Source organism: Streptomyces sp. NPDC001513 (assembly GCF_042894695.1).
Lineage (GTDB): Bacteria > Actinomycetota > Actinomycetes > Streptomycetales > Streptomycetaceae > Streptomyces.
Genome location: NZ_JBIAVU010000013.1, coordinates 232,297 through 254,655 on the forward strand (window position 1 = coordinate 232,297; position 22,359 = coordinate 254,655).

The window sequence follows — 22,359 nt, forward strand, 5'->3', positions numbered from 1 at the left end:
TCAGCCCAGAATGAGCCCGCGGTGCTGCCACGCCAGGTCGAGGCACGCGGCGGCGGCGGATGCCAGGGGTTCATTGTCCAGTAGGCGACGGACGTTGGTCTCGGTGAACTCAATCCCGGCGCCGCTGTCGCCAGCCCGGCCTGCCACGACGGTGCCTTCGGAGTTCCGGGACACCATGCCGGAGAAAACGGAGTCGTACACATCGGAGTCGATGACCACCACGCTGAGGATCTCGCCGGCCAGCGTGAGCGGGTCCAGACCGATCCCGAAGCAGTACGGGCGCACCTTGCCTTCGCGGCGAGCCTGGTTGAGGGTCCGGAACGGTTCGGTGGAGTCGTAGTCGATTGGCTCGCCGCTGCTGCCGTCGGCCTCAGGGTCCCCGAGGAACTCCTCCGCGTACTCCCGGAGCACGTTGCGCCAGAGGTTGAAGTCATTCGACTGGTCCCAGGGCATCACCGATGAGGGCTGGAACACTCCGGCTGGCATGACGTGGTAGTTCCCGCCGGCCAGCGCGACATTGCTCGCGGAACGGTGGTGGAGCGGGAACGACGCTCCGTCGGGACCGAGCCGAATGGTCAAGGTGTCGATGGACGGCAGCAACGGCCGGTGGGCCAGGTCGAACGGGTCTCCGACCAGACCACGGAAAGGAAGTTCCGCCCAACTCGGATCACTGATCCACGCTGGGTCGCTCCCGGTCTTCAGCCAGGCGCTCGCCAGCTCGTGTGCCACACCTTCGCAGACGTCGGCCATGTCGAAATAGGTCGTGTACCCGAACGACAGCTTGGGCCGGCCTTCCGCCTGGGAGATGTCGAGCAGGCGGAAGCTCGGGCGGTTCACGAACAGGGAGGGGCGGTCAATCATCCGGATCGCCTGGGTGTAGCGATCGAACTTGGCTCCGTTCGCGGCCAGCGGCCGAACCCCTTCCGACGCCGTCTCCCGCCCGCTCACCTCAGGCGGACGGGTCTGGGTTAGCCAGGACAGCTCGATATCCGCGAAGTCGACCGGCTCGGGCCACATCCATGACTCGCGGGTGAGGACTGGGCTGTTCCCCGCGCGGGAGGCCTCCGGGTACAGGGCGGCGGCAGCCTTCGTGAGGTCCGCCCGGTGCCGATTGAGTTCGCGACGCGTCATGCGCCAGCGACGCTGGTCGTTGATAGCGGCGAGCGGGTTCCGCCCGCCCGAGTCGCGAGCGGGCGCTCCGACCGTGACCGCAGCTTCGGCCGGCGGGAGCAGGCCGAGCTCCTCCTCCGGCAGAGCCAAGGCGTGAGCGAGCCTGCGCAGCTCGACCATGTCGCGGATGGTCCGCTTGCCGCGTTCGAGTAACGACACGTACGACTGGTCGTAGCCAAGCAGGTCGGCAAGGTCCTGCTGCTTGAGCTTGTGGAGCGCCCGATACGCCTTGAGTACGTCGGCCAGATTCGATGCGTCCGGTGGGGCGCTCCGCTCCGCAATGCCGTCGAGCCAGTGCGGCGCGGAGTCGGCCAGAACGGTCGGCAAGAGGTTGCCGGAGGCTCCCGGCCCGATGGTGCGGCGACAGGGGCTGCACACGGTGTCGGAGTTGCTGCGACTCAACTTCGTTGCGCACCTGGTGCAGAGGTGCGGGGCAGGCGGTGCAACGGCCATGGACTTCTGATCCCTTCGGTGGGAGGGCGGTGACTCCAACGACGTGGCTAGGCGGGGTGATTGACCGGCCCCTGCCAGCTGACCGCCCCCAAGACTATGGACCCACAAAGCAGACCGCGGCGGTTTGAGACCGATCATCGAGAGTTCCCTGTCGGCGCCCACTCCAACCCAGCCGCCAGCCGCACGCCTACAGTTTGGGTTGTGGGCGGCGAACCCTGCGGTGACTGGCAGCGGCTTCACCGCTTTAGCCAGGCTGGGGCCGCACCGAGCAGAGGGCCGGCCAAAGCCGCTCCAGCGACCCGGAAAACCCCTGCCGGCCTGCTTCCTCCACTACTACCCTCTTGGTGTGCTCAGTCTCTTGATCGATACCTCCGTATGGCTGGACCTCGCGAAGCGGCGCGATGGGCAGCAAACGATCGTGCCAATCCGCGTGCTCATGGCTCAGGGGAAACTGGAAATCCTAGTTCCCAATCTGATCCTCGACGAATTCGCGCGGAACCGTCCACGAGCGGAGGCGGCCGCAACCGACAGTGTTCGCGAGCGATTTCGACTCCTGAAAGAGGATCTCAAGGAGTATGGCGACACAGAGGCTCAACGGTGGATCGCTGAGATGTCTCACCAAGTTCCCTTCGTCAGCGCCGGAGCCTTGCAGAACTTTGCAGAAATATTCGAGCTGCTGAACCGCGGGCGCAGACTGAAACCAGGGCCGACTGAGCACGAAGCAGTAATACGTAGAGCACTCGGCAAGAAGGCGCCGCTTCATCTGAACAAGAACAGTGTTGCCGACGCCCTGCTTATCGAACTATATCGCACGAGCCTCAGCAGTTCGACCGACTCTCGGCGGTTCATCTTCGCAACTTCAAACTATCAGGATTTCTCGGCACCCAATCAGGATCGGAGGGAACCTCACCCAGACCTTCTCCCGCTCTTCGCCGACCAGAATTCCAAGTACGTGTACGGCGTGGACGGCCTGAACCTAGCCTTGACCGAAGCCCTCGGCGAGGAATTCATTGAACTGGCCGAGGAAGTTGAATTTCTGCAAGAGGATCGGGGCCCTCGGGCCCTAGCTGACATCCTTGAAGCCCACACGGAATTCCTCGATCGCATCTGGTATGTCCGGAGCAGGCTGCGCGACACCGAGGACGGTCAGATCGATCCGAAATATAATGAGGAACTCCGCCGATCCATTGAGGCTGGCCGCCAACGGATCGAGGAGAAATATGGAACGAACTCCCTTGTCCCGAAGAATGATTGGGAGTGGGGGTTCTTGAACGGGAAGCTCTCTGCTCTTCGCTGGGTACTGGGTGACGAGTGGGACTTCTTGGACACTTAGGAGGTAACGCCATGCGACACGCGCAGGTGCCCTGTTGCGCGGCTCGCCAGCTCTGAGACGATGCGGGGGTCGGTAATCGGTTTCGCAGAGGCGGGCTGCAGCGTGGTTGAGTACAAGAGCGAGATCCGACAGAGCGTGATCTTCGATTTGGAGAAGAAGGTTGCCAAGGACAATTACAGCAAGTACCTCAAGCGGCTGACTCTGCGAAAGGTGCGGGGCTTCACGGACCGCGAAGTCAGCTTCGACTTTCCTGTCACCGCACTGATTGGCCCCAATGGTGGAGGGAAGAGCACCGTCTTGGGTGCCGCCGCCCTTGCCTATTTGAGCGTGCCGCCGGGACGCTTCTTCGCCAAGAGTGGCAAATATGACGAGAGTATGCTGAATTGGTCGATCGAGTACGAGCTGATCGACAAGAAGGTGGCTCCGCGCCTCTCGGTCTCGCGCACCGCAAGCTTCAAGCAGATGAAGTGGAATCGGAAGGCTTTGGATCGTGAGGTGCTGGTGTTCGGCGTTGAGCGCACACTGCCGGCCACTGAACGAGCCAAATTGAAGCCAGCCATCGGCGGTTCCTTTGCCGCGGCACGCGAAGTGACGCTTGAACCCGAAGTGACCCAGCGCGTCGCGAAGATCCTGGCAAAGCCGATAGAAGGGTTCCAACAGCTCTACGTGGACGAGGCCGGCAAGGTCTCACTGTTCTCGGGACGCACGCCGCAGGGAGATGGGTACTCCGAATTCCATTTCGGCTCGGGCGAAGCGAGCGTAATTCGTATTGTGGTTGAGGTTGAGGCGGCCTCTGATGGTGCCATGATCCTCATCGAAGAGATCGAGAACGGCCTCCACCCGGTTGCCACCCAGCGCCTGGTCGAATATCTGATCGGCGTCGCGCACCGAAAATCCTGCCAGGTCGTATTCACTACGCACTCCAACGATGCGCTTGCGCCGCTCCCCACAAGTGCTATCTGGGCGGCACTTCAAGGCAACGTAATTCAGGGAAAACTTGACGTGATGGCCCTGCGGACCATTACCGGGCAGACTCAGGCAAAGCTAGCGATCTTCGTCGAGGATGAATTCGCAAAGCTTATGGTCCTCACTGCTCTGCGCACTCATGGTGATGTCGAGCTGGATGAAATCAAGGTGCACGAACTCCTGGGAGCCGACTCGGCAATCAAGATGAATGAGCAGCACAACATCGACCCGACGGCACCCTTCCCCTCTGTCTGCATCCTTGATGGTGACCAGTCCGATCACGCCGATCCCACCAAGGGCATTTTCGTTCTCCCTGGGGCTAGTTCACCGGAGGCTCACGTTCTCGACCGCGTGATGCAGCGGTTGGACACAGTCGCTGGTCGGCTTACCCTGGCCCTGCATCTGGGCCTGCATGAGCAAGAGCGGGTCAAGCGAGTTGTGCACGAGCGCTTCGTCACAAACTGGGACAGGCATGTGATCTGGGAGCAGATCGGCGCGGATCTCGACTTCACTGCCGGACACACGGTCAAGGGCGCCTTCCTGGCGATCTGGGCACAGGAGTTCCCTGAGGAGGTCCGTTCTTTGATCGACGAGATCGGCGATGCCCTGCCACGGCGGGAACCGGAGCCGCAACGTGACTCATGTGTCTGAGCATCCCATTGGCTCTGAGCCTCTCAGGCATGGGCTCTCCGGAGCCCCGATCGTGCGGTCTGCAGCGCAGTGCGTGCTGGGCCTGACGGCAGTCGCTGACGGCAACGTGGGCGTACATCAACGGGTCCGTGCTGACTGAGTAAGCCCTCCGGCGTAGTGGGAGCTGGCTGGTTGCCTGGCCCCATCCGTCGCTGGGCGAACTTACAAAGCAGATGTCGGCGGTTCGAAACCGTCCGCGCCCACCAGCACAAAGGCCCCCGACCAGCAATGGTCGGGGGCCTTCTGCATCTCCGTTCGACGGCAACGAGGCCATGCAGTGTGGCCGGGTGCGGCGGTCCTGGGCGCGGTGGGTTACCGTCCCGGCATGTCGGCTCGTTTTCCCGAGATCGCCTCCGTCGAGGAGTTCATACGCCTGCGCCTCAGCGAGGATCCTGCGGAGTACGACCGTTCGGCGTGGGCGAGCATGCCGCCGAGCGTGTGGTGGCAACTGGTGCACGAGCATCCGGAGATGCGGTTCTGGGCGGCCCACAACCGCACCTGCCCGCCGGAAGTCCTGGCTGAGCTGATCAAGGACGACGACTGGCGGGTGCGGCATCGCGTTCTGGGCAGGCACTCCTGCCCGTCGGAACTCCTGGAGCAGTTGGCGGACGATCCCCACGACGCGGTCCGCAATACCGTGGCCACCCACTCGCGTTCGCCACGGTCCGCGGTCGCACGGCTCGTCGACGACCCCTGGCCGGTGATCGCCGAAGCGGCCCGCGCCCGCCTGGCCAACTGGCCGGCCCCATAGCCCACGCGCACCTCACGCGCACCAGTACGAAGCCCCCCATCGGGTACGCGGGGGCCTTCGCGTGCCGCGGCGCGCCCCCATGTGCTGCGTATCGGGTGGCTGCCGGGCGTCAAGTCACGGGTTTTCCTGCCACGGGATTTCGGGGCATGACGGGATGCGAACGCCGGGGGCTAATGGCGATACGGCTCAGGAAGAGCCAGTGGCCCGTGAACGCCGTCCGGAACAGCCCTGGCGATGCGATGTGCGGGACACGTATCCCACTCCCCAGGCAAGAAAGGACGTGGCAGCATGTTTCCCGCTCCCGCCCATCCCCTGTGTGTCGAAGCAACGTTGGACCCCCGGCTGACGCGATGGAAGTGGCTGGTGAAATGGTTCCTTGCCATTCCGCACTACATCGTTCTGTTCTTCCTGCAGGTCGCGTTCGTGCTGCTGAGCATCGTCGCGTTCTTCAGCATCCTCATCACGGGCCGCTACCCCCGGCCACTCTTCGATTTCAATGTCGGGGTCATACGTTGGGGTACGCGCGTCAACTACTACTCCTCCGCGGTGATGGGTACCGACGAGTACCCGCCGTTCACGCTCAAAGACGTGCCCGGCTATCCGATCCGTGTCGACATCGCCTATCCCGAGAAGCTCTCCCGCGGACTGGTCCTGGTCAAGTGGCTGCTGGTCCTCCCACAGCTGCTGGTGATCATGCTGATGCTCACCAGCAGCTGGAAGGCGTACCGGTACCTCGACGACTACAGTCCGTTCTCTTCCGGTCTCATCGGCCTGCTCACCCTGGTCGCGGTGGTGATCCTGATGTGCACCGGGAGCTATCCCAGGGGGCTGTTCGACTTCCTGATGGGCCTGGTGCGGTGGACGCTGCGCGTGCTCGTCTACGCGTATCTGATGACCGACAAGTACCCGCCGTTCCGGCTGGACATGGGAGGAAGCGAGCCCGTGGCAGGCGTCGTGGAGCCGGCCGGCAGCGGATAACCGTTCGAATTCACGTGTGCGGAGCCCCCACCGTTTGCGGTGGGGGCTCTCGTCGTGGCGTCTGCGGGCGGTGCAGGGACTCCTCCCACTTCGGGATCCGGGTATGCGCTCGCCGCTGTCGCAGGGCGCCGAGTGTGCGCTCTTTGTGTCTGGGCGTCGGCTGCTCATGCTTGTTGCCAGCCGACGAGCCGTGACTGCTGGAGGTCCTCTTGACCGAATGGAAGCAGGGGAAATGCGGGTGGCCCATCGAGGGCGGAAAGCGCTGTTCCAACCTGACGTTGAAGGGAACGTCGCGGTGCTGGCGGCACCAAGGGAAATGGACCAGGCGAGGTCGGCAGGAGGGGGGGAGGGCCAGGAAGCCGGGCGGGAAGTGGGCTGGGCCGGCAGCGGCGTGACGTGCACGTGGCGGCTGTGCAGGCTGTGGAGGCTGTGCAGGGGGTGGATTTCGGTGGTGCGCCGGCGTCCGAGCTCGCTACGTGCAAAGGCCCCCGACCGTGACCGGTCGGGGGCCTTTGCGTGTGGTTTCACTTGTTGGCGGGGCTCGGGTCCCTGAGGGAACCCGAGCGGCCGCCGTATCCGGGGAAGCCGGTACTAGTGCTCGCCCTCGGCCGGTCCCATGCCCGTGTCCGTCGGGGTGTCCGTCGCGGGCGGGGTGTCGCCACCGTGGTCCGGCGGGGTCTCCGTCTCCGGGGCGGGCGGAGTCTCGGTGCCGGGGGCGGGCGGGGTCTCCGTGCCCGGGGCAGGCGGGGTCTCCGTCCCGGGGGCAGGCGGGGTCTCCGTGCCCGGAGCCGGAGGGGTTTCCGTGCCGGGAGCGGGCGGGGTTTCCGTGCCGGGGGCCGGAGGGGTCTCAGTTCCCGGCGCCGGCGGGGTCTCGGTGCCCGGGGCGGGCGGGGTTTCCGTGCCCGGGGTCGTCGGCGGGGTGCCCGGGGCCGGGTTGGGTTCCGGGGCCGGGTTGGGCTCGGGCTTGTGCTCGCAGTACACCTTGCTCTTGAAGAACTTGCAGCCCGGCATGTTCTCCACGTCGCGGGGCCTGTTCTTCTTGCCCTTGCCCTTGTTCTTCTTTTTCCCTCGCTTGTTGTCCTTGCCCTTGCCGCCGTGGTCACCCTTGCCGTGGTCGAAATGACTGGCCGCGGCGTTGGTCGCCTCGGTGGTGTGCGTTGCCGGGGCGGCGAATGCGCTGGTGGGCAGCAGTGCGCCTCCTCCGACGAGCGCGGCCGAAACGGCGAGCATGGTGAAACGGTGCTTTCGAGAAGTGCGGATCATAAGAGTTCTCCTTCTGTGGGAAAGGTTGTGCGGGGAGATTCCAGTAGGCCCGCTGAGCGCGTGGCACGTCATGTCACCGGAATTCGGGACTTGACAGACCCACGTAGGCCCGCGCGGCCGCGCGGCCCGCGCGGGAGCAGGGGCATGACGGGGGCGCGCTCCAGCAGTACCTGAAGGGTGCGGGCTCTCGGAAGCGCAAGGGCTGTACTTCGGCGCTCCGTGCCGGGATGCCGACCGCGCGTTCCACAACCGCGCCCTCGGCCTTCTGGAACAGGCCCCCACTCCGACCTGAACGTGCGAAGACCCCCGACCGGTGCTGGTCGGGGGTCTTTCGTTCGAGCGGTTTCAGGCGTTGGGGCGCTTGCCGTGATTGGCCTTCTTCTTCTTGCGGGCCCGACGCTTGTTGCCTCGTTTGGCCATGGTGCGAGTCTCCCTCAATTGGTGACTTTTCATGACTTCGTCAGTCTAGATTCGGCCCCGAACCTCCGCATCAGCTCTGCCCCATCCGGGGTCGAGCCGCCCCGACGGCGGGATAGTGGGGGTATGTGCCGTTCCATTAAGACCCTGCGCCCGCCCGCCATCCCCGAGAAGGCCACCGAGGAGGAGATCCGGGCCGCCGCCCTCCAGTACGTACGGAAGGTGTCCGGCTTCCGGGTGCCGGCCGCGCACAACCGCGAGGTGTTCGAGGCGGCCGTGGACGCCGTCGCCGAGGCCACCGCGGCGCTGCTCGACGGTGTGCACGTACGGGGACAGGCCGCCGCCCCGGCGTAGCCGGGACCTCGGACCCGGCTTCCCTGCCCTCCCGGCCTACGCCGTCTACGCGGTCCCGGTTCCCGCGGCGCGGCGGCGCAGCACCCAGATTCCGGCACCCAGTGCACCCGCGGCGAGCGCGCCGCCGACGGCGATCTGCCCAGGGCTCATGGAGCCGATGCTGCCGCCCGTACCGCCGCGTGCCGCGCCGGAGGCGACCTGAAGCGAGACGGTGACGCGCTCGCCGCCCGCGCCACCGCACTCGAAGGTGACGCGGTGCGTGCCCGGGTTGGCGTCGCGGAAGACGGTGGCGCTGCCGTAGAGGTTGGTGGCCTCCAGATTGCCGGGGGTCAGCCGGACCTCGCTGAACGCGGTCGATGTGGCCCGGCCGGTCCTGGTCCCGCAGCCGTCGACATTGAGGGAGACCCGGCCGCCCGGGGCGACGGTGGTGGGGGAGACGCCGGCGGAGGGAGCGGCGTACGCGAACGTGGCGGGAGCGGCGGCGACGATGAGGGTCGCGGCCGCGATGGCCATCAGGCGTCGGGATGTGACGGGTGACGTGGCAGGCGGCTTGGCGGGCATGGAGAGAACTCCTTGGCTCCTCGAAACGGCGCGGCCAGGGCACGGATGTGACGCGGATTCGGTTGCGCACCGTGCTGTGGACGCTAGGAGCCCGGGCCGGAGGCGGCGATCGGGGCCGGGTGAACGGGTGAGCCACTGCTCCGCCCGGGGGAGCCGACAGCCCCGAGGGGAGCCGGCAGCCCCCGGGGCTGTCGGCCGACGTCCTGACCGCAGACGTACGACCCGCCTACGTACTGCCCGCCGACGTACTGCCCGCGGACATCCTGCTCCCGGAGTCGCCTCCGCCGGCGGCCCGGCCCGAGGAGTGCGCCCTACGCCGCAGGAGTCGCCGTCGTCGGCGGGCGGCGGACGAGGAAGGCCGCCAAGGCGCCCGCGGCGAAGAGGGCGACGACCGAGAGGGCGGTGCCGAGCCACTGGGTGCCCAGCCACTGGGTGCCGAAGTAGCCGAGGGCGACGCTGTAGCCGGCCCAGGCCATGCCCGCCAGGACCGACCAGGGCAGGAACTCCGCCACCTTGCGCTGCGTCTTGCCCGCGCCCAGGGACACCACGGAACGCCCGGCCGGGGCGAACCGCGCGATCACCACCAGGGCGCCACCACCGCGTGCCAGGGCCGTGCCGAGGCGCTCGTGGGCGCGGGTCAGCCGGCGGGAGCGGGCGATGGCCCGGTCCAGTCGGGCTCCGCCGCGCCGGCCCAGCCGGTACGCGGCCATGTCACCCAGTACCGAGGCCGTCGTGGCGATGACCAGCAGCAGCAGGATGTCCGGGACCTGCGCGGGCACCGGCACCGGTCCCGCCGCACCGGCGGCCGCTGCGGCCGCCGCAGCGGTGATCACCAGCACCCCGCTCGGCAGCACCGGAAGGAAGACGTCGAGCACGACGGACACCGCCACCAGGGCGTAGATCCATGGGCTCGCGGTCAGCGACCCCAGCGTCTCAAGCAAAACGGGACTCCCCAGTCCGGTTGACGTGCTGCGGCATGAAGCGCCGCGACGTCGCGGGGGAGCGGCAGGAGCGGCTTGACAGCCATACAGCGTACGCCCGGCCCCCGTACCCCGGGAGCCCGGGGCGGTAGCCACACCGCCGCCACGTCAACTCCGCCACCATCGCGGTCCGCTGCCCGAGCGGCCCCCGCCGTTCTGGGCCCGCAGGCCCCCGTCCGTCCCCGCCCCGTAACCGCCACCTTCGACGCCCCGAGCCCACCGGGTCCCCCCGATCCCGCCCGGTCCGCTACTCCGCCGCCGTGAGGTCCCGGTCCAGGACCGTCACCAGCCGGGCCCCCTCGCGGTTCTTCCGCGCCTGGTCCAGCCGCAGCCGAGCCGTCCGACCCGACAGCGCCAGCGTCATCAGCTGGTTCCCGAACCACGGCCCACCCGTACGCCGCCAGTTCAGCGGCGGCCGCCCCGTCCGCCCGTGCAGCGAGAAGCCGCGCCCCAGCCACCGGCCCGTCCGCGACCAGCCCAGCCGAAATCCCCACTTCACCGCCGTGTGGATCGAATTGTGAACCGGCGAGCACGTCAGCTGGAACACCCGCGCGGTACTCGGTATTCGGGGCTCGGCCACATACGCGTGATGCACGTCCCCCGAGAGCACGCACACCGTCGCCGGGGCCCGCGGCCCCGTGCCCACCTCCTCGATCAGATCGGTCAGCGCCGCGAACGAGGCCGGGAACGCCGCCCAGTGCTCCAGATCGCTGCGCCGGCGCAGATCCTCCCCGATGCGCGCCCACCGCGGCCCCCGCTCCCCACGGCACAGCGCGGCATTCCACGTCTCGGCATCGTGGATCAGCGGCGGCATCAGCCAGGGCAGAGAGGACCCGATCAGCAGATGGTCATAACCTCCGTGCCCGGCGAGGGCGTTCTCCCGGAGCCACTGCTGCTCCGCCGGATCGAGCATCGCCCGCCCGTCCTCGGCCAGCACCCGCGCGGCCCGCGTGTCCACCATCAGCAGCCGGGTCCGGCCGAAGTCGCGCCGGTAGCTCCAGCGCACCGTGCCCGGATCGGCGTCCGCCGCGGACGCGAAGGCCCGTAGCACCTCCGTACCGTCGGGGGTGTCCCGGACCGCCGCGTACAGCTCGTCCGCCGCCAGCTCGGCCGGCGAGAGATTCCCCAGGTGCTGGTGCACCCAGTACGACATCAGCCCGCTGAGCACGCGCTCCCGCCACCACGGCGTCGCCCGCATCTCCGCCAGCCACGCCGCGCTCGTGTTCCAGTCGTCGATCACGTCGTGGTCGTCGAATATGTGCAGGCTGGGCACGGTCGACAGCAGCCAGCGGATCTCCGGGTCGAGCCACGACTCGTAGTAGAGCCGCGTGTACTCCTCGTAGTCCGCGACCTGGGCGCCCGGCGCCTCCCGCAGATCCCGTCGGGCCGCGAGCCACTGCCGGGTCTCCTTGGACAGCGCGTCGGCGTACACCTGGTCGCCGAGCAGCAGCAGAACGTCCGGACGCACCGCCTCCGGGTCCGCCGCCAGCCGCGCCGCGAGGGTGTCGAGCGCGTCCGCGCCGTGCGGCCCGTGCTTGCCGGCGGGCGGCGCGGCCTGCCGGCAGGAGCCGAAGGTGACGCGCAGCCCGGGGGCCGCACGGCCCGGGGTCGCACGGCCGGGGCCGGTCACCGCCGGGGTGGTGATCGTGCTCGGCGGGAAGCCGCTGTCGGGCAGGGGCCACACCGGCCGGTCGTCGAGCAGCACCTCATACGCCGTGGTCGCGCCCGGGGTCAGGCCGGTCACCGGCACCAGCGCGTAGTGGTGACCGGCTATCTGGAAGGTGCGCGCGCTGCCGCTCGCCCCGTCGGTGCACCGCACCTCGGCCGTGCACGGGCGGTCCGCCTCGACCCATATCGTGGCCGATCCGCCCGTGTCCCAGTCGACGTGGCGCAGCAGTGGCCCCAGACGCAGTCCGGCCATGCAACTCCCCCTCCTCCGTAGCCCCTTCGATCACGGTACGACGGGGAGGGGGAGCCACGCCTCCCCCTGGCGGGGGAAAGATCGGCGGACTCGGGTCAGCAGCCGTTGAGGATGTTGACCAGGGCCGTCTTCTCACCCGAGTCCATGCTCAGGCCCCAGTACTGCTTCACCTGGACCCACATCCGTGCGTACGTACAACGGTAGGCCGTCCGCGGAGGCAGCCACTTGCCGGGGTCGAGGTCGCCCTTGGCCTGGTTGACGTTGTCCGTGACCGCGATGAGCTGCGGGCGCGTGCGGTCGTTGGCGAACTGCTGGCGGGTGCTCGTGGTCCAGGAGTTGGCACCGGAACGCCAGGCCTCGGCGAGCGGGACGACGTGGTCGATGTCCAGGTCGGAGGCGGCGGTCCAGGTGGCACCGTCGTACTCGGAGTACCAGCTTCCGCTCACCGCGGCGCAGGACGAGTCCTGGACGACGTTCACGCCGTCCCGCTTGAGGACGGTCTCGCGGGTGTTGCAACTGCCGGAGACGGTGCTCCAGTGCGGGAAGAGGTCGCGGCTGTAGCCGCTGGTGGACCCCTCGGCCTTCGGCGTGACGGTGGCCAGGTATGCGCGGGCGGCCGAGGCGCTGATGGGGGTGGGCGGGGCGGCCTGGGCGGTCGGGGCGTTGAGGAGGGAGGTGAGCGCGGCAAGGGCCGCCGCTGACGCGAGCACGCCAATTCGACGCGCGTAGACGTTGGGTATGAGTGCCATGAGGGGCTCCCTGGGTGCGGGGGGTGTGGCCGTGCGGCCCCGGCGGGGCGTGGCCATGCTGACGGCGCCGGGTTTCGAGAGGGTGGGCGCCAGGTGACAGCGTGGCGACATGAGCACGTCACATCAAGTCGGGCAAGGGGCCTGATTTAAATGGAAGTTGAGATTCCGTGCCTGGTGGAGGGTCGGTGGGGAGCCGGTGAGGGGCCGAGGGGGGCCGGTGGGGGGCCGAGGGGGAGCCCGGTGGGGAGTCGGTGGGGGGCCGAGGGGGCGCCCTGGGATGGGGCATGGCGTGACCAAAGGCCTATTTCGGCCGGCTGAGGGCGTCGCGTATTCTGTTCGGAGCAGAAGGGGAGTAGCTCTTCGCCGGACCGTCGACATACTGCTGGGTCACCCCAGCCGGCGCCCGGAGGCAGGCCACGCACAGCGGCCGGCCAGCGAGACCTTCGGCCGCAGTGTCCTGTCCACGCGTGGGCGCGTTTCGTACGCGCATACGCACACCAGGGCGCCGCCGAGCCGAAGCGACCCCTGAAACACCCCAGGTCTCTCGGTACCGCTGGCGTCCTGCCCGACCGATTGAGGTTCCACCCCCGTGTTCAGCTTCAGCATCACGGCGATCGCCTTCGGCGTCGTCTTCCTTGCCGAACTCCCCGACAAGACGGCCCTCGCCGGCCTGATGCTCGGCACGCGCTACCGCGCCTCCTACGTCTTCGCGGGCGTCGCCGCCGCCTTCGCCGTACACGTCGCCCTCGCGATCGCCGCCGGCAGCGTGCTCACCCTGCTCCCGCACCGCCTCGTCCAGGCCGTCGTCGGCATCCTCTTCCTCCTGGGCGCGGCCATGCTGCTCCTGAAGAAGGACGACGGGGAGGAGGAGGTCAAGCCGCCCGCCGACCAGTCCTTCTGGAAGGTCTCGGGGGCCGGCTTCATGCTGATCCTGGTGGCGGAATTCGGTGACCTGACCCAGATCATGACCGCGAACCTCGCCGCGCGGTACGACGACCCCGTCTCCGTCGGCATCGGCGCCGTACTGGCCCTGTGGGCGGTCGCGGGCATCGGCATCCTGGGCGGGCGCACCCTGATGAAGTACGTGCCGCTGCGACTCATCACCAAGATCGCGGCCGCGGTGATGGCAGCGCTGGCCGTCTTCTCGCTGTACGAGGCGATCGCGGGCTGACGGGCTGACGGGCTGACGGGCTGACGCGCTGGCGGGTTGGCGGGTTGGCGGGCCGGCGGGGCCGGCTGAGGTGGGCTGGGGTGGGGGCTGGGATATCCCGTTGCGGGAAGTGCGTGTACCGGTCACGCTCGTGCGCGTGACCGACACCAGCGCCGAACCCGCGCCCCAGGCCGAACCCGTCCCCACCTCGGATCGCCGGTTCGGCTGGTCCAACATGTTCGTCCACCCCGACGAGGACACCCGCACGGATGGTGGGTTCCGGGGTGAACGGGCCGTGCTCGCCGGCTACCTGCGCGATCAGCGGCTGACGCTGGAGCTCAAGTGCGCGGGCCTCGACGCGGAGGCCCTCGCGCGCCGCTCGGTGGAACCGTCCAACCTGTCCCTGCTGGGTCTCGTACGCCACCTCGCGGGGGTCGAGCAGTACTGGTTCCGGCAGGTCATGGCGGGCCAGGACGTACGCCGCCACTACCGCTCGGAGGACGGACCCGCGGGCGAGTTCACCGGCGCGGTGGCCGACCCCGCGATGGTCGCGGACGCGTGGGCGACCTGGCGAGCCGAAGTCGCCTTCGCGGAACAACTCGTCGCGCAGGCCCCCAGCCTGGACGTGACGGGCGACGCGGGAGGTGCGGGAGGTGCGGGGAGTGCGGGGAGTGCGGGTGACGAGCCGATGGAGCTCCGCGAGGTCATGGTCCACATGATCGAGGAATACGCCCGCCACAACGGCCACGCGGACTTTCTACGGGAACGCATCGACGGGCGAGTGGGCCAGTAGGGCGGGGGCTTCGGGGGCGGGGTCTCGGCTGGGCGGGATCAGAGAGGCGCGGGTGGGGTTTCCCGTCAGTCTCATCGTCCTTCCGCGTCGGGCCGGCCCCTCAAGGGCGCTCCTTCGTCGCGTCGCTACGCGATGGCCTGCGGCCACCCTTGACCGACCGACCCGCCACGAAAACCCGAAGACAGCCGAGAAACCCCAAAAGAACGAGCCGGGCCATCGGACCAGGGACGGCCCCATCACAGATATCCGGGTGAGGGTCCCGGGTGCGCACCACATCGCTACGCGCTCCCGCTCGTCTCAGCGTCTGCCAGCCGCCCTGGGCTGGACATAAGCCGCCACAGATCGCTACGCGCTTCGCTGGTTCCGGCGTCTGCCAGCCGTCTGGGGTTGCGCGATTAATTCAATTCCGACACGTCATTGAACATGCTGTTGCGCCAAGAATTCACGATTTCCAGAAAGCTGAATTCTGTGCTGTCATCGCGATCGTCGATCTTTGGAGTCGGTTCTTTTTCGGCGATGGCGATCGTGGGGGTGGTGAGTGCGCCGGAGGATAGTGCGACGCCGCCCACGGCCAGCGCGGTCACGGCGGTGAACAGGGCGAGACGCCGGGTGCGGGGCATGGGGATCCTCCTCGGTGGGGAATGGAAGGACGGCTGGTGGGCGGGCTAGCCCGTGTCTCAATTGAGCTTGATCGGGTGGGCGGCGTCATGTCGCTGAATGTCGTGGCTTGACAGCTGCCATGCGAGGCCGCGTTGGGGGCGGACTGTGGGCCTTTTTGGCTGCCATAGCCGCTGTCTGAGACCGCGTTTGAGATCTGCCGTAGCCGTGGGCTGACGTGCTCGTTGAACTCTCCGTGAGTGGTTCTGGGGGCGGATATCCGTCGGACCTGACGGACGAGCAGTGGACGCGATCTTCTACGTGGTGCGGACCGGGTGCGCCTGGCGGCAGCTGCCGAAGGACTTCCCGCCCTGGCCAACGGTGTACTGGTACTTCACCTGGTGGCACGACGACGGCACCGTCGAGCGCGTCCACGACGCACTGCGGGACGGGGTGCGCGAGGCTGACGGCCGCAATGCCGAGCCGAGCGCCGGCGCCCGGGACTACGAGACCATTCCGGCCCGGTCCGAGACCGTGATTCGCTGGGCGATGATCGGCATCATGGTCCTCACCCGTGGCCGATCGGCGACGCGGCCGGGCCCGCACCCGCTCGTACGCACCGCAGCCGGACACGCTATTCGACTCAGCTGAGCGATTCGAGGTCGTCGGGCGTGCCGTCAAGGGCAGGGCCACAGCCTGGGGGGAGGTGCGAGGCTACGAGTTCCACGGCCTCATCGCCAGTAACGGTGCCACCGATCTGCTCCCGCCCCGAACCGCGCGGCTCATGCAGCCGAAGAACATGGAAGTGCCCTTCGCCGTGGGGGAAGATCGAGGGAAGGTCTTGTGACCAAGGGAAGCGGGTGCACCGGCTGAACTGCAGCGATCCATGGCTGACCAGCGGAAACAGAGCCCGGAGGGTGGGGGTTGCGTATGCCGCCTCTACCAGCGCTGTGTCGATGAGGTTATCGCCCAGGTCCCGCACGACCTGCCACTTGGCTGCCACCGGGTCGTCTGGTGCTGTCCCGGGTATGTCCTTCTTTGTCATGCTCGGACATTAGCTGACTCTGCAACGGCTGCTTCGTAGGCCGCCGTTCGCCTTCCTCGCTGATGAGCACTGCTTCACCGGTACCGCATCTGCCAGAGCAGATCTCAAACGCGGTCTGAGGGTGACGGTGGTGTCAGCCCGCGCGGCTAGGGTTGCTGATCATCTACTCGAGGGGGAGGGTGCCATGGGCATTCATCCTGACGTGGCCGTATTGCTCGATCTTGTGCCGGCAGACTTGGCCGGTGGCGAGCGGATCGACTGGGATGCGGCCGAAGCTGCGCTGGGCACCAAGCTGCCCAGTGACTACAAGGCTCTACTGGACACGTACGGCGTGGGTGACCTCGGAGAGCTCGTCATTTTGCCGCCGCTTCCGAGTGACGTGCCCGGGTGGGAAGCGTGCCACATCGGAAGCATGACAGCCGGCCTGCGCGGGCTTTGGGATAGCGACTCCGGTGTTCCGGGTGTGACGCTCGGTGCAGATGCAGTTCTGCCCTGGGGCTCTGGGATGAACGCCAACGAGATGGCCTGGCTCATGAACGACCCCGACCCGGACAAGTGGCCCGTCGTGGCCTGGCGTCGGCACCACCCGTGGGGCGAGTCGGCTTGGGCCTTGTTCGACTGCGGCATGGTCCAGTTCATCACCCGCATGATGCTGGGTCAGTTCGACGCGTGCCCACTCGGCGATGAGTCCCTCTGGAAGCAGACGGACACCTTCGTCAGCTGGCGCGAGCAACATCGACGGCAGCTGGCCGGGCTGGACCCGGACACCGGTGAGCCCGATCCCTACGCCTACATGTACCCCGTCACTGACGACTAGAAGATCCAGTGGCTCGTCGCACTCGCATGGGGTGCGGTCGCAAAAGTGGCCAACTCTGCCTTCACGTACTGACGTTGGGCGCTCTCAGTCGATCCCTTGGGACACCATGATTCTTCCGAAAGATCGCGACCCCCGCTTCATCACCATCCGTCGTGGGGGGACGCTTACGGACCCTGACCATCGGCTCCTGGCCTTGTGGGCTGCCGATTGCGCAGAGCACGTTCTGCACCTCTTCGAGTCGGTGGAGCCCTCGGACCCACGGCCCCGCGAGGCGATCGAGCAGATCCGCGCATGGACGCGCGGCGAGATCAAGATGTCTCAGTCCCGCGCCGCGGGCGGCCATGCCATGGCTGCGGCAAGAGTGCTGAGCGGAGCCGCTCGGCACGCCGCATTTGCGGCCGGCCAGGCGGCGGTGGTGGCGCACGTCGCCGCACACGAGCTTGGCGCCGCGGCCTACGCGATCAAGGCCGTGCGCGCGACGGCCCCCGGACGGGAGGGCGAGAGCGCCGGCAGGCTCGAATGCGATTGGCAGCGCGAACAGCTCCCGGGAGCGATTCGTGAACTGGTCCTGGACGACCAGCGGTTGCGCAACGACATCTGCTGGTCGGTCTTCGAGTGAGCGAGTCAGGCGACCGGCCGGAGCCGGTCTGGCTGGTAGCGGCGAATGTTGTGGCTTGGCGTCGGTGCGGAACAGGCGGCCAGGAACTACGCCCGGGGACGAAGAGCTTCAAGGGCGGGGCGAAGGTGTACGTCGCCCATGTGTACTGGGGCCCGGGAGGCGAGAGGGTCACTGTGATCGGCCGCGAACGGCACACCAGCAGGTGGATAGCCATCGACACGGCGACGCGCCACCTGCACAGCTTCCGGCCGAAGCTCGTCCACACGCCGCGTGCCTTGGAGCAGCTGAGCGAGGCCGGACACCTCCATGGGTTCGGCGAGGACTACGCAGGGACCGCCTCCGCGACGCTGGAGACGTATGCGCGCCAGTACCGGGCAAAGATCGCGCCCTCCAGTCCGCACCCGGACCGATGCCTGTGCCACGCCTGCCTCACCGGCGAGTCCGCCCATCCGAAGCGTGTCCCTGATACCCGCTGACCCGCTCGCCCTGGAGAGATCCTCCCGATGAGCCCGATTCCTGCCAGGCCCCTCACCAGCGCCTGATCAGATGGGCACTCGACGGCTCCTAGATGAGTCATTCCGAAGTGATCAGTGGTCGTAGGCGATCAGGGACCGTGTGATTGGCTGTCCGGTCTTGTGGTTGTGCCAGATTGCTGCGGCCAGCGCGAGGACGCGTTGGGCGACGCGGACGGCGACGCCCTCAAAGGTCCGGCCGTCGTGTTGTTCCAGGCCGAGCTGGCCTTTGAAGGTGTCGTTCACCGACTCGCCCTTGCGGCGTTTCTCCCGCTTGAACGAGGGCCGCAGCAGCTCTGCCCCGCGCATGGCCAGATCGGTCTCGAATTCCTTGGAGGCGAAGCCTTTGTCCGTGATCACCAGCAGGCCGGGGCGGTCGGTGACTGTGTCCGGCTCACGATCCAACATCGCCGTCAGCACCTCGCGCTCGTCCAGCTTCGGGTTCGCAAGGGACCACAAGATCGGCATACCGGTCGGGGTGCACACCAGGTATAGCCGCAGGCCCCAGAAGAATCGGGAATGGCTGGCGCAGTATCCGTATCCGGCCCAGCCTGCCAGGTCCGACCGCTTCACCGTGGGGCGTGACCGGCCGCACTCGACCGGGGTGGAGTCGATGATCCAGTGGTTGTCGAACCAGGAGTCGGTGTCCGTCGCAAGGAGCCGTATAGCCCGCTTGACCAGCGGCAGCGCCGCCCGCAGCCGCTTGTTCCAGCCCGGCTGCCTCGGCACGAAGGGGAACATCTCGCCGAGGCAGGAGCCAACGAACCGCAGCCACCTGGTGAAGCCCAGCATCGCCTGGGCGACGGCGAGGCAGACGAGCTCGGAATCGGTCAGCCGGGGAGGGCGTCCCAGCCACCGGGTGTCCGTGATCTCGTCGTCGATCTTCACATACAGTGCGGTGAGCAGGGCGTCCAGGTCATTCGTCACAGAACGATCTTGGCCGCCCTGTCTGTCTCTCCGGCCGCCGGCAGGGGGCTGCCCGCCGTTGTCGAAGGCTGCGACGACCTGGCCGTTGGCGTGTCCCGGTCCGGCCCGAGATTGCCGAACCCCGCGCCATGCTCATGCCATCGGTGTGCATAATCGGACGTTGTGTGGACAATGCTTGCGCCGCTCATCGGCGTCCTGCTCGGCGGGTTCATGTCGATGCTGGCCCAGCGCTCGGCAGGACGCGCCTTGGAACGCGGCGAGGCGCGCCGCAGTGTTCGTGAACTTGCCGAGGCGCGCCGCAACGAGCGTCTCACTCACCTCATCGAATTTCTGTCTGCGGTGCAGGAAGCTGAACGAGTCGCGGTGGATCGGCATCACGACAACCTGGCTGACGAGCAGTGGCAGGCCCGGGCAAGGCAGGTCCTTGACAGGGTGTGGGTGATGCAGAAGACGATCCACGTGCTGTGCACGTCTGAGGTCAGCGAAGCGGCACGTAGCCTCGCGTGGGCAGTACAGGAAGTGATCAGGAAGGGCCCCGAAGACCCGGGAGAGCCACAGGATGAGAAGGTCTGGGCGCACATCCGTCCGAGCCGACAGGCATTCCTTGATCTCGTGCGCGACCAGCTGAATTGAAACCCCGGGGAGGGATTCGGCAACTGCTGTGAGCGGCCCGGGGCAAGCAGCACCAGCTCCGGCCTCCATTGTGCGGCGAGCATCATCTACTTCGCCGGCTTCTCGAGGGACGCAAGCCCGCCTTGGCGCAGGAGGCGTGCATGTCCACGGGCCAGCAGCAGGCCATCGAATGGCCCCTTGGCCCATCGACAAGCTGATCACGATCACTTCGGAATGACTCGTCTAGCCATGGGCGCGATGGCCGCTGCCATCGCGCCCATGTCCGTCCCCAGACGGTCGGTAGTCGCCGAGTCGTGAGAAGCGTGTAGCGATCGGTGGCGGCCTATGTCCAGCCCAGGACGGTCGGCGGACGCCGAGACGTGCGAAGCGTGTAGCGATCGGTGGCGGCCTATGTCCAGCCCAGGACGGTCGGCGGACGCTGAGACGAGCGGGAGCGCGTAGCGATTTGATGCGCGCCCCGGTCCGCCCGGATATCTGTGATGGGGTCGTCCCTGGTCCGTTCGCCCGGCTCGTTCTTTTGGGGTTTCTCGGCTGTCTTCGGGTTTTCGTGGCGGGTCGGTCGGTCAAGGGTGGCCGCAGGCCATCGCGTAGCGACGCGACCGAAGGGAGCGCCCTTGAGGGGCCGGCCCGACGCGGAAGGACGATGAGACTGACGGGAAACCCCGCCCGCGCTTCTCTGATCCCGCCCGGCCTCGAAGCCCGCCCCCCGAAGCCCGGCCCCCGCCCCGGCCTCAGCCCGTCGCACCCACCGTGAGCTGGATCGAGCCGTCCGGGGTGTTCGTCACCGTGAGGGTCGTCAGGTCCGGGACGTGGGTCGTCGGGGCGTGGGTGGCTGCGCGGGGGCCCACGCCGATCACGCGCATGCCCGCCGCGAGGCCGGCGGCGATGCCCGCGGCCGAGTCCTCGAACACGATGCAGTCGGCCGGGTCCACGCCCAGTGCGGCGGCGCCCTTGAGGAAGCCCTCGGGATCGGGCTTGCTGGCCTGGACGGACTCGGCCGTGACCCGTATCGCGGGCATCGGCAGGGCGGCGGCCGTCATCCGGGCCGTGGCCAGGGCGGCGTCCGCGGAGGTGACCAGGGCGTGCGGCAGGGCGGCGATCGCCGCCATGAACGCCGGGGCGCCCGCGACCGGGACCACACCGTCGGTGTCGGCGGTCTCGCGGGCCAGCATCACGGCGTTCTCGGCGTGGTTGATCTCCATCGGGCGGTCCGGCAGGAGGACGGCCATGGTGGCGTACCCCTGGCGGCCGTGCACCACCTTCAGGGCTTCCTCTGGGTCCAGACCGTTGGACAGCGCCCAGTCGCGCCAGCACCGCTCGACCACCGCGTCGGAGTTGACGATCGTGCCGTCCATGTCCAGGAGCAGTGCCTTGGCGGTGAGGACGACGGGTGCGGTGGTGGTGCTGGCCGGCATCGGCGGGGCTCCAGACGGGGCGGGAAAAGAGAACAAGTGGTTCCGTCCACCGGTCAGGGAATGAGGACGGAACCACTTTGTTCCCACACGATACAAAACGAAAGGCCGTCCGCGCCACCAGCCGGGGTGTGACCCCTGTCCCTACGGGCTATCCCTCCAGCGCCTTGCGGGTCACCGGACCGTAGATGCCCCACTCCTGGCCGTCGATGCCGCGGGAGTACTGGAACTGCGACAGCGCGTCCTCGACCCGCCAGTCGAACTTCCCGTGGAACTTGCCGCGGTACAGGCCCTGCGCCGACAGCAGCCGCTGCAGCTTCTCCACCTCCGGACCCGAGTCGCCGTACCGCAGGATCGGGGCCTGCGAGGGCGGCGGGGCGGACGAGCGGCTCGCGCTGGGCGACGGGCTCGGGGACGGGGGCGCGGACGTACGGGACGCGCTCGGTGACGGGGACGGTGACGCCGACTTCGAGGCGCTCGGCGAAGGCGAGGCCGAGGCGGACGGGCTGCCCGAGGCCTGGGTGTGGGTCGGGGTCGTGGACGGCGCGGCCGGGACGGCGCTCACCGCGGGCGTCGGCGCCTTCGCGTCGAGCACGGTGACCTCGCTCGGCGAATCGCTCGGGAGCACCCAGACCGCCATGGCCGTTCCGCTGAGGGCGACCACCGCCGCGGCCCCGAGGAGCAGCGCCAGCGGGCGGCGTGAACCGGAGCCGTTCCGCTTCTCCGGGCCCCCGCCCCCGCCCCCACCCCCTCCCCCGCCCGTTCTGCCTCTGCCTCTGCCTCCGCCTCTGCTTTCGGCTCTGCCTCCGCCTGTGTGGGCCGGTTCCGGGATGGCGCGGAGCCGGGTCGTTTCGGCCGGATGCGGGGCGTGCACCGGTGGCCCGTCCTGCCACGGGCCGGTTGGCGGTGGCACGGGTATGCCGTACGCCGGGGTGTCGTCCGGCGCCTGCGCCTGCGCGGGCGCCGGGCGCGGGTCCGGGGTCACGACGCCGGATATCGGCGGCGGGGACACCTCGGGGTCCGGTTCGCCCGGGTCGGACAACGTCACGTACGGACGGATGCGCAGGGGGTTGAAACCCACACCCGGCGCACACCCGCAGCCGGCGCCGACAGCGCCGCAATCTGGACAGTGCTCACCGTTCACTGGACTCCCTCCCTGGCTGTTGCCTGCGATTATGCAGACCCGCAGGAGTGCTCCCAACCGGCCCGAGAGGCCATAACCGGACACACCGCTCAGGATGGAGATGTTGATCCGGCCTGAGGAGGAA

The 22,359-nt window shown here is 68.1% G+C and carries 24 protein-coding genes; 12 read left to right on the forward strand and 12 right to left on the reverse strand.

The genetic code is table 11. The features are described 5' to 3' along the window. Positions 1-1,572 carry a helix-turn-helix transcriptional regulator gene (locus ACFYZ4_RS28295; protein ID WP_390785165.1) on the reverse strand — a complete coding sequence of 524 codons (1,572 nt, stop codon included), beginning with the start codon at positions 1,570-1,572 and terminating at the stop codon, positions 1-3. A gap of 397 nt (positions 1,573-1,969) precedes the next feature. Between ACFYZ4_RS28295 and ACFYZ4_RS28300 the strand changes: the two genes are divergently transcribed. The 4 genes from ACFYZ4_RS28300 (at position 1,970) to ACFYZ4_RS28315 (ending at position 6,341) form a co-directional block, all read left to right on the forward strand. After that, a complete protein-coding gene (locus ACFYZ4_RS28300; RefSeq protein WP_390785166.1) occupies positions 1,970-2,956 on the forward strand; it encodes a PIN domain-containing protein in 987 nt (328 codons plus the stop codon). Positions 2,957-3,058: 102 nt separating this feature from the next. Further along, on the forward strand, positions 3,059-4,573 hold the full coding sequence (locus ACFYZ4_RS28305) for an ATP-dependent endonuclease (protein WP_390785167.1): 1,515 nt from the start codon (positions 3,059-3,061) through the stop codon (positions 4,571-4,573). Between the two features lie 364 nt (positions 4,574-4,937). Further along, positions 4,938-5,363 carry a HEAT repeat domain-containing protein gene (locus tag ACFYZ4_RS28310; protein WP_351291161.1) on the forward strand — a complete coding sequence of 142 codons (426 nt, stop codon included), beginning with the start codon at positions 4,938-4,940 and terminating at the stop codon, positions 5,361-5,363. 288 nt (positions 5,364-5,651) lie between these two features. Next, positions 5,652-6,341, forward strand: a complete 690-nt coding sequence (locus ACFYZ4_RS28315; RefSeq protein WP_351291163.1) for a DUF4389 domain-containing protein — start codon at positions 5,652-5,654, stop codon at positions 6,339-6,341. Between the two features lie 591 nt (positions 6,342-6,932). On the opposite strand, the gene ACFYZ4_RS28320 is transcribed toward ACFYZ4_RS28315, so the two are convergent. Then, the gene (locus ACFYZ4_RS28320) at positions 6,933-7,604 is read right to left on the reverse strand and encodes a hypothetical protein (protein ID WP_351291165.1); all 672 of its coding nucleotides are present in this window, start codon (positions 7,602-7,604) and stop codon (positions 6,933-6,935) included. 345 nt (positions 7,605-7,949) lie between these two features. After that, complete coding sequence (locus ACFYZ4_RS28325) at positions 7,950-8,024, reverse strand: 50S ribosomal protein bL37 (protein WP_100661309.1); 75 nt, start codon at positions 8,022-8,024, stop codon at positions 7,950-7,952. Between the two features lie 123 nt (positions 8,025-8,147). Between ACFYZ4_RS28325 and ACFYZ4_RS28330 the strand changes: the two genes are divergently transcribed. Next, the gene (locus ACFYZ4_RS28330) at positions 8,148-8,375 is read left to right on the forward strand and encodes a DUF2277 domain-containing protein (protein ID WP_189736681.1); all 228 of its coding nucleotides are present in this window, start codon (positions 8,148-8,150) and stop codon (positions 8,373-8,375) included. 45 nt (positions 8,376-8,420) lie between these two features. Here the strand turns inward: ACFYZ4_RS28330 and ACFYZ4_RS28335 are convergent, their stop codons facing one another. The 4 genes from ACFYZ4_RS28335 to ACFYZ4_RS28350 form a co-directional block, all read right to left on the reverse strand. Then, the gene (locus tag ACFYZ4_RS28335) at positions 8,421-8,936 is read right to left on the reverse strand and encodes a hypothetical protein (RefSeq protein WP_390785168.1); all 516 of its coding nucleotides are present in this window, start codon (positions 8,934-8,936) and stop codon (positions 8,421-8,423) included. Positions 8,937-9,247: 311 nt separating this feature from the next. Beyond that, positions 9,248-9,877 carry a VTT domain-containing protein gene (locus ACFYZ4_RS28340; RefSeq protein ID WP_351291169.1) on the reverse strand — a complete coding sequence of 210 codons (630 nt, stop codon included), beginning with the start codon at positions 9,875-9,877 and terminating at the stop codon, positions 9,248-9,250. Positions 9,878-10,163: 286 nt separating this feature from the next. After that, a complete protein-coding gene (locus ACFYZ4_RS28345; RefSeq protein WP_351291171.1) occupies positions 10,164-11,837 on the reverse strand; it encodes an alkaline phosphatase D family protein in 1,674 nt (557 codons plus the stop codon). A 95-nt stretch (positions 11,838-11,932) separates the two neighbouring features. Then, positions 11,933-12,577 carry an HNH endonuclease family protein gene (locus tag ACFYZ4_RS28350; protein WP_351291195.1) on the reverse strand — a complete coding sequence of 215 codons (645 nt, stop codon included), beginning with the start codon at positions 12,575-12,577 and terminating at the stop codon, positions 11,933-11,935. A 598-nt stretch (positions 12,578-13,175) separates the two neighbouring features. Between ACFYZ4_RS28350 and ACFYZ4_RS28355 the strand changes: the two genes are divergently transcribed. After that, positions 13,176-13,757: a TMEM165/GDT1 family protein gene (locus ACFYZ4_RS28355; RefSeq protein WP_030711384.1), complete on the forward strand. Its 582-nt coding sequence runs from the start codon at positions 13,176-13,178 to the stop codon at positions 13,755-13,757. Between the two features lie 214 nt (positions 13,758-13,971). After that, positions 13,972-14,529, forward strand: coding sequence for a DinB family protein (locus ACFYZ4_RS28360; protein ID WP_351291197.1), 558 nt, complete (start codon positions 13,972-13,974; stop codon positions 14,527-14,529). Between the two features lie 395 nt (positions 14,530-14,924). Here ACFYZ4_RS28360 and ACFYZ4_RS28365 read toward each other — a convergent pair whose 3' ends face one another. Further along, positions 14,925-15,149, reverse strand: coding sequence for a hypothetical protein (locus ACFYZ4_RS28365; protein ID WP_351291173.1), 225 nt, complete (start codon positions 15,147-15,149; stop codon positions 14,925-14,927). Positions 15,150-15,402: 253 nt separating this feature from the next. Here ACFYZ4_RS28365 and ACFYZ4_RS28370 point away from each other — a divergent pair, with 253 nt between their 5' ends. Further along, positions 15,403-15,777, forward strand: coding sequence for a transposase (locus ACFYZ4_RS28370; protein ID WP_390785202.1), 375 nt, complete (start codon positions 15,403-15,405; stop codon positions 15,775-15,777). Here ACFYZ4_RS28370 and ACFYZ4_RS28375 read toward each other — a convergent pair. After that, on the reverse strand, positions 15,770-16,171 hold the full coding sequence (locus ACFYZ4_RS28375) for a DUF6193 family natural product biosynthesis protein (protein ID WP_351291175.1): 402 nt from the start codon (positions 16,169-16,171) through the stop codon (positions 15,770-15,772). The two genes, ACFYZ4_RS28370 and ACFYZ4_RS28375, sit on opposite strands and share 8 nt — an antisense overlap. 184 nt (positions 16,172-16,355) lie before the next feature. Here ACFYZ4_RS28375 and ACFYZ4_RS28380 point away from each other — a divergent pair, with 184 nt between their 5' ends. The 3 genes from ACFYZ4_RS28380 (at position 16,356) to ACFYZ4_RS28390 (ending at position 18,083) form a co-directional block, all read left to right on the forward strand. Next, complete coding sequence (locus ACFYZ4_RS28380) at positions 16,356-16,988, forward strand: hypothetical protein (RefSeq protein ID WP_351291177.1); 633 nt, start codon at positions 16,356-16,358, stop codon at positions 16,986-16,988. 106 nt (positions 16,989-17,094) lie between these two features. Next, positions 17,095-17,607, forward strand: a complete 513-nt coding sequence (locus ACFYZ4_RS28385; protein WP_351291179.1) for a putative immunity protein — start codon at positions 17,095-17,097, stop codon at positions 17,605-17,607. Further along, positions 17,604-18,083: a hypothetical protein gene (locus tag ACFYZ4_RS28390; RefSeq protein WP_351291181.1), complete on the forward strand. Its 480-nt coding sequence runs from the start codon at positions 17,604-17,606 to the stop codon at positions 18,081-18,083. Before ACFYZ4_RS28385 ends, ACFYZ4_RS28390 begins: the two co-directional genes overlap by 4 nt. A gap of 111 nt (positions 18,084-18,194) precedes the next feature. Here the strand turns inward: ACFYZ4_RS28390 and ACFYZ4_RS28395 are convergent, their stop codons facing one another. Next, positions 18,195-19,046: an IS982 family transposase gene (locus ACFYZ4_RS28395; RefSeq protein WP_390785169.1), complete on the reverse strand. Its 852-nt coding sequence runs from the start codon at positions 19,044-19,046 to the stop codon at positions 18,195-18,197. 171 nt (positions 19,047-19,217) lie between these two features. Between ACFYZ4_RS28395 and ACFYZ4_RS28400 the strand changes: the two genes are divergently transcribed. Beyond that, positions 19,218-19,679, forward strand: a complete 462-nt coding sequence (locus ACFYZ4_RS28400) for a hypothetical protein (protein ID WP_351291183.1) — start codon at positions 19,218-19,220, stop codon at positions 19,677-19,679. A gap of 731 nt (positions 19,680-20,410) precedes the next feature. Here ACFYZ4_RS28400 and ACFYZ4_RS28405 read toward each other — a convergent pair. Beyond that, positions 20,411-21,094: an HAD-IA family hydrolase gene (locus tag ACFYZ4_RS28405; RefSeq protein ID WP_390785170.1), complete on the reverse strand. Its 684-nt coding sequence runs from the start codon at positions 21,092-21,094 to the stop codon at positions 20,411-20,413. Positions 21,095-21,242: 148 nt separating this feature from the next. Beyond that, positions 21,243-21,731 (reverse strand): peptidoglycan-binding protein, encoded by a 489-nt coding sequence (locus tag ACFYZ4_RS28410; RefSeq protein ID WP_390785171.1) that lies wholly within the window; start codon positions 21,729-21,731, stop codon positions 21,243-21,245. Positions 21,732-22,359 lie beyond the last annotated feature (628 nt).

What these genes read in the sequence shown, in the direction of transcription:
- ACFYZ4_RS28310 (WP_351291161.1), top strand. Translation starts at nt 4,938, where the DNA reads ATGTCGGCTCGTTTTCCCGAGATCGCCTCCGTCGAGGAGTTCATACGC.
- ACFYZ4_RS28315 (WP_351291163.1), top strand. Translation starts at nt 5,652, where the DNA reads ATGTTTCCCGCTCCCGCCCATCCCCTGTGTGTCGAAGCAACGTTGGAC.
- ACFYZ4_RS28320 (WP_351291165.1), bottom strand. Translation starts at nt 7,604, where the DNA reads ATGATCCGCACTTCTCGAAAGCACCGTTTCACCATGCTCGCCGTTTCG.
- ACFYZ4_RS28330 (WP_189736681.1), top strand. Translation starts at nt 8,148, where the DNA reads ATGTGCCGTTCCATTAAGACCCTGCGCCCGCCCGCCATCCCCGAGAAG.
- ACFYZ4_RS28335 (WP_390785168.1), bottom strand. Translation starts at nt 8,936, where the DNA reads ATGCCCGCCAAGCCGCCTGCCACGTCACCCGTCACATCCCGACGCCTG.
- ACFYZ4_RS28345 (WP_351291171.1), bottom strand. Translation starts at nt 11,837, where the DNA reads ATGGCCGGACTGCGTCTGGGGCCACTGCTGCGCCACGTCGACTGGGAC.
- ACFYZ4_RS28360 (WP_351291197.1), top strand. Translation starts at nt 13,972, where the DNA reads ATGTTCGTCCACCCCGACGAGGACACCCGCACGGATGGTGGGTTCCGG.
- ACFYZ4_RS28365 (WP_351291173.1), bottom strand. Translation starts at nt 15,149, where the DNA reads ATGCCCCGCACCCGGCGTCTCGCCCTGTTCACCGCCGTGACCGCGCTG.
- ACFYZ4_RS28375 (WP_351291175.1), bottom strand. Translation starts at nt 16,171, where the DNA reads ATGACAAAGAAGGACATACCCGGGACAGCACCAGACGACCCGGTGGCA.
- ACFYZ4_RS28380 (WP_351291177.1), top strand. Translation starts at nt 16,356, where the DNA reads ATGGGCATTCATCCTGACGTGGCCGTATTGCTCGATCTTGTGCCGGCA.
- ACFYZ4_RS28385 (WP_351291179.1), top strand. Translation starts at nt 17,095, where the DNA reads ATGATTCTTCCGAAAGATCGCGACCCCCGCTTCATCACCATCCGTCGT.
- ACFYZ4_RS28400 (WP_351291183.1), top strand. Translation starts at nt 19,218, where the DNA reads ATGCTTGCGCCGCTCATCGGCGTCCTGCTCGGCGGGTTCATGTCGATG.
- ACFYZ4_RS28405 (WP_390785170.1), bottom strand. Translation starts at nt 21,094, where the DNA reads ATGCCGGCCAGCACCACCACCGCACCCGTCGTCCTCACCGCCAAGGCA.
- ACFYZ4_RS28410 (WP_390785171.1), bottom strand. Translation starts at nt 21,731, where the DNA reads ATGGCGGTCTGGGTGCTCCCGAGCGATTCGCCGAGCGAGGTCACCGTG.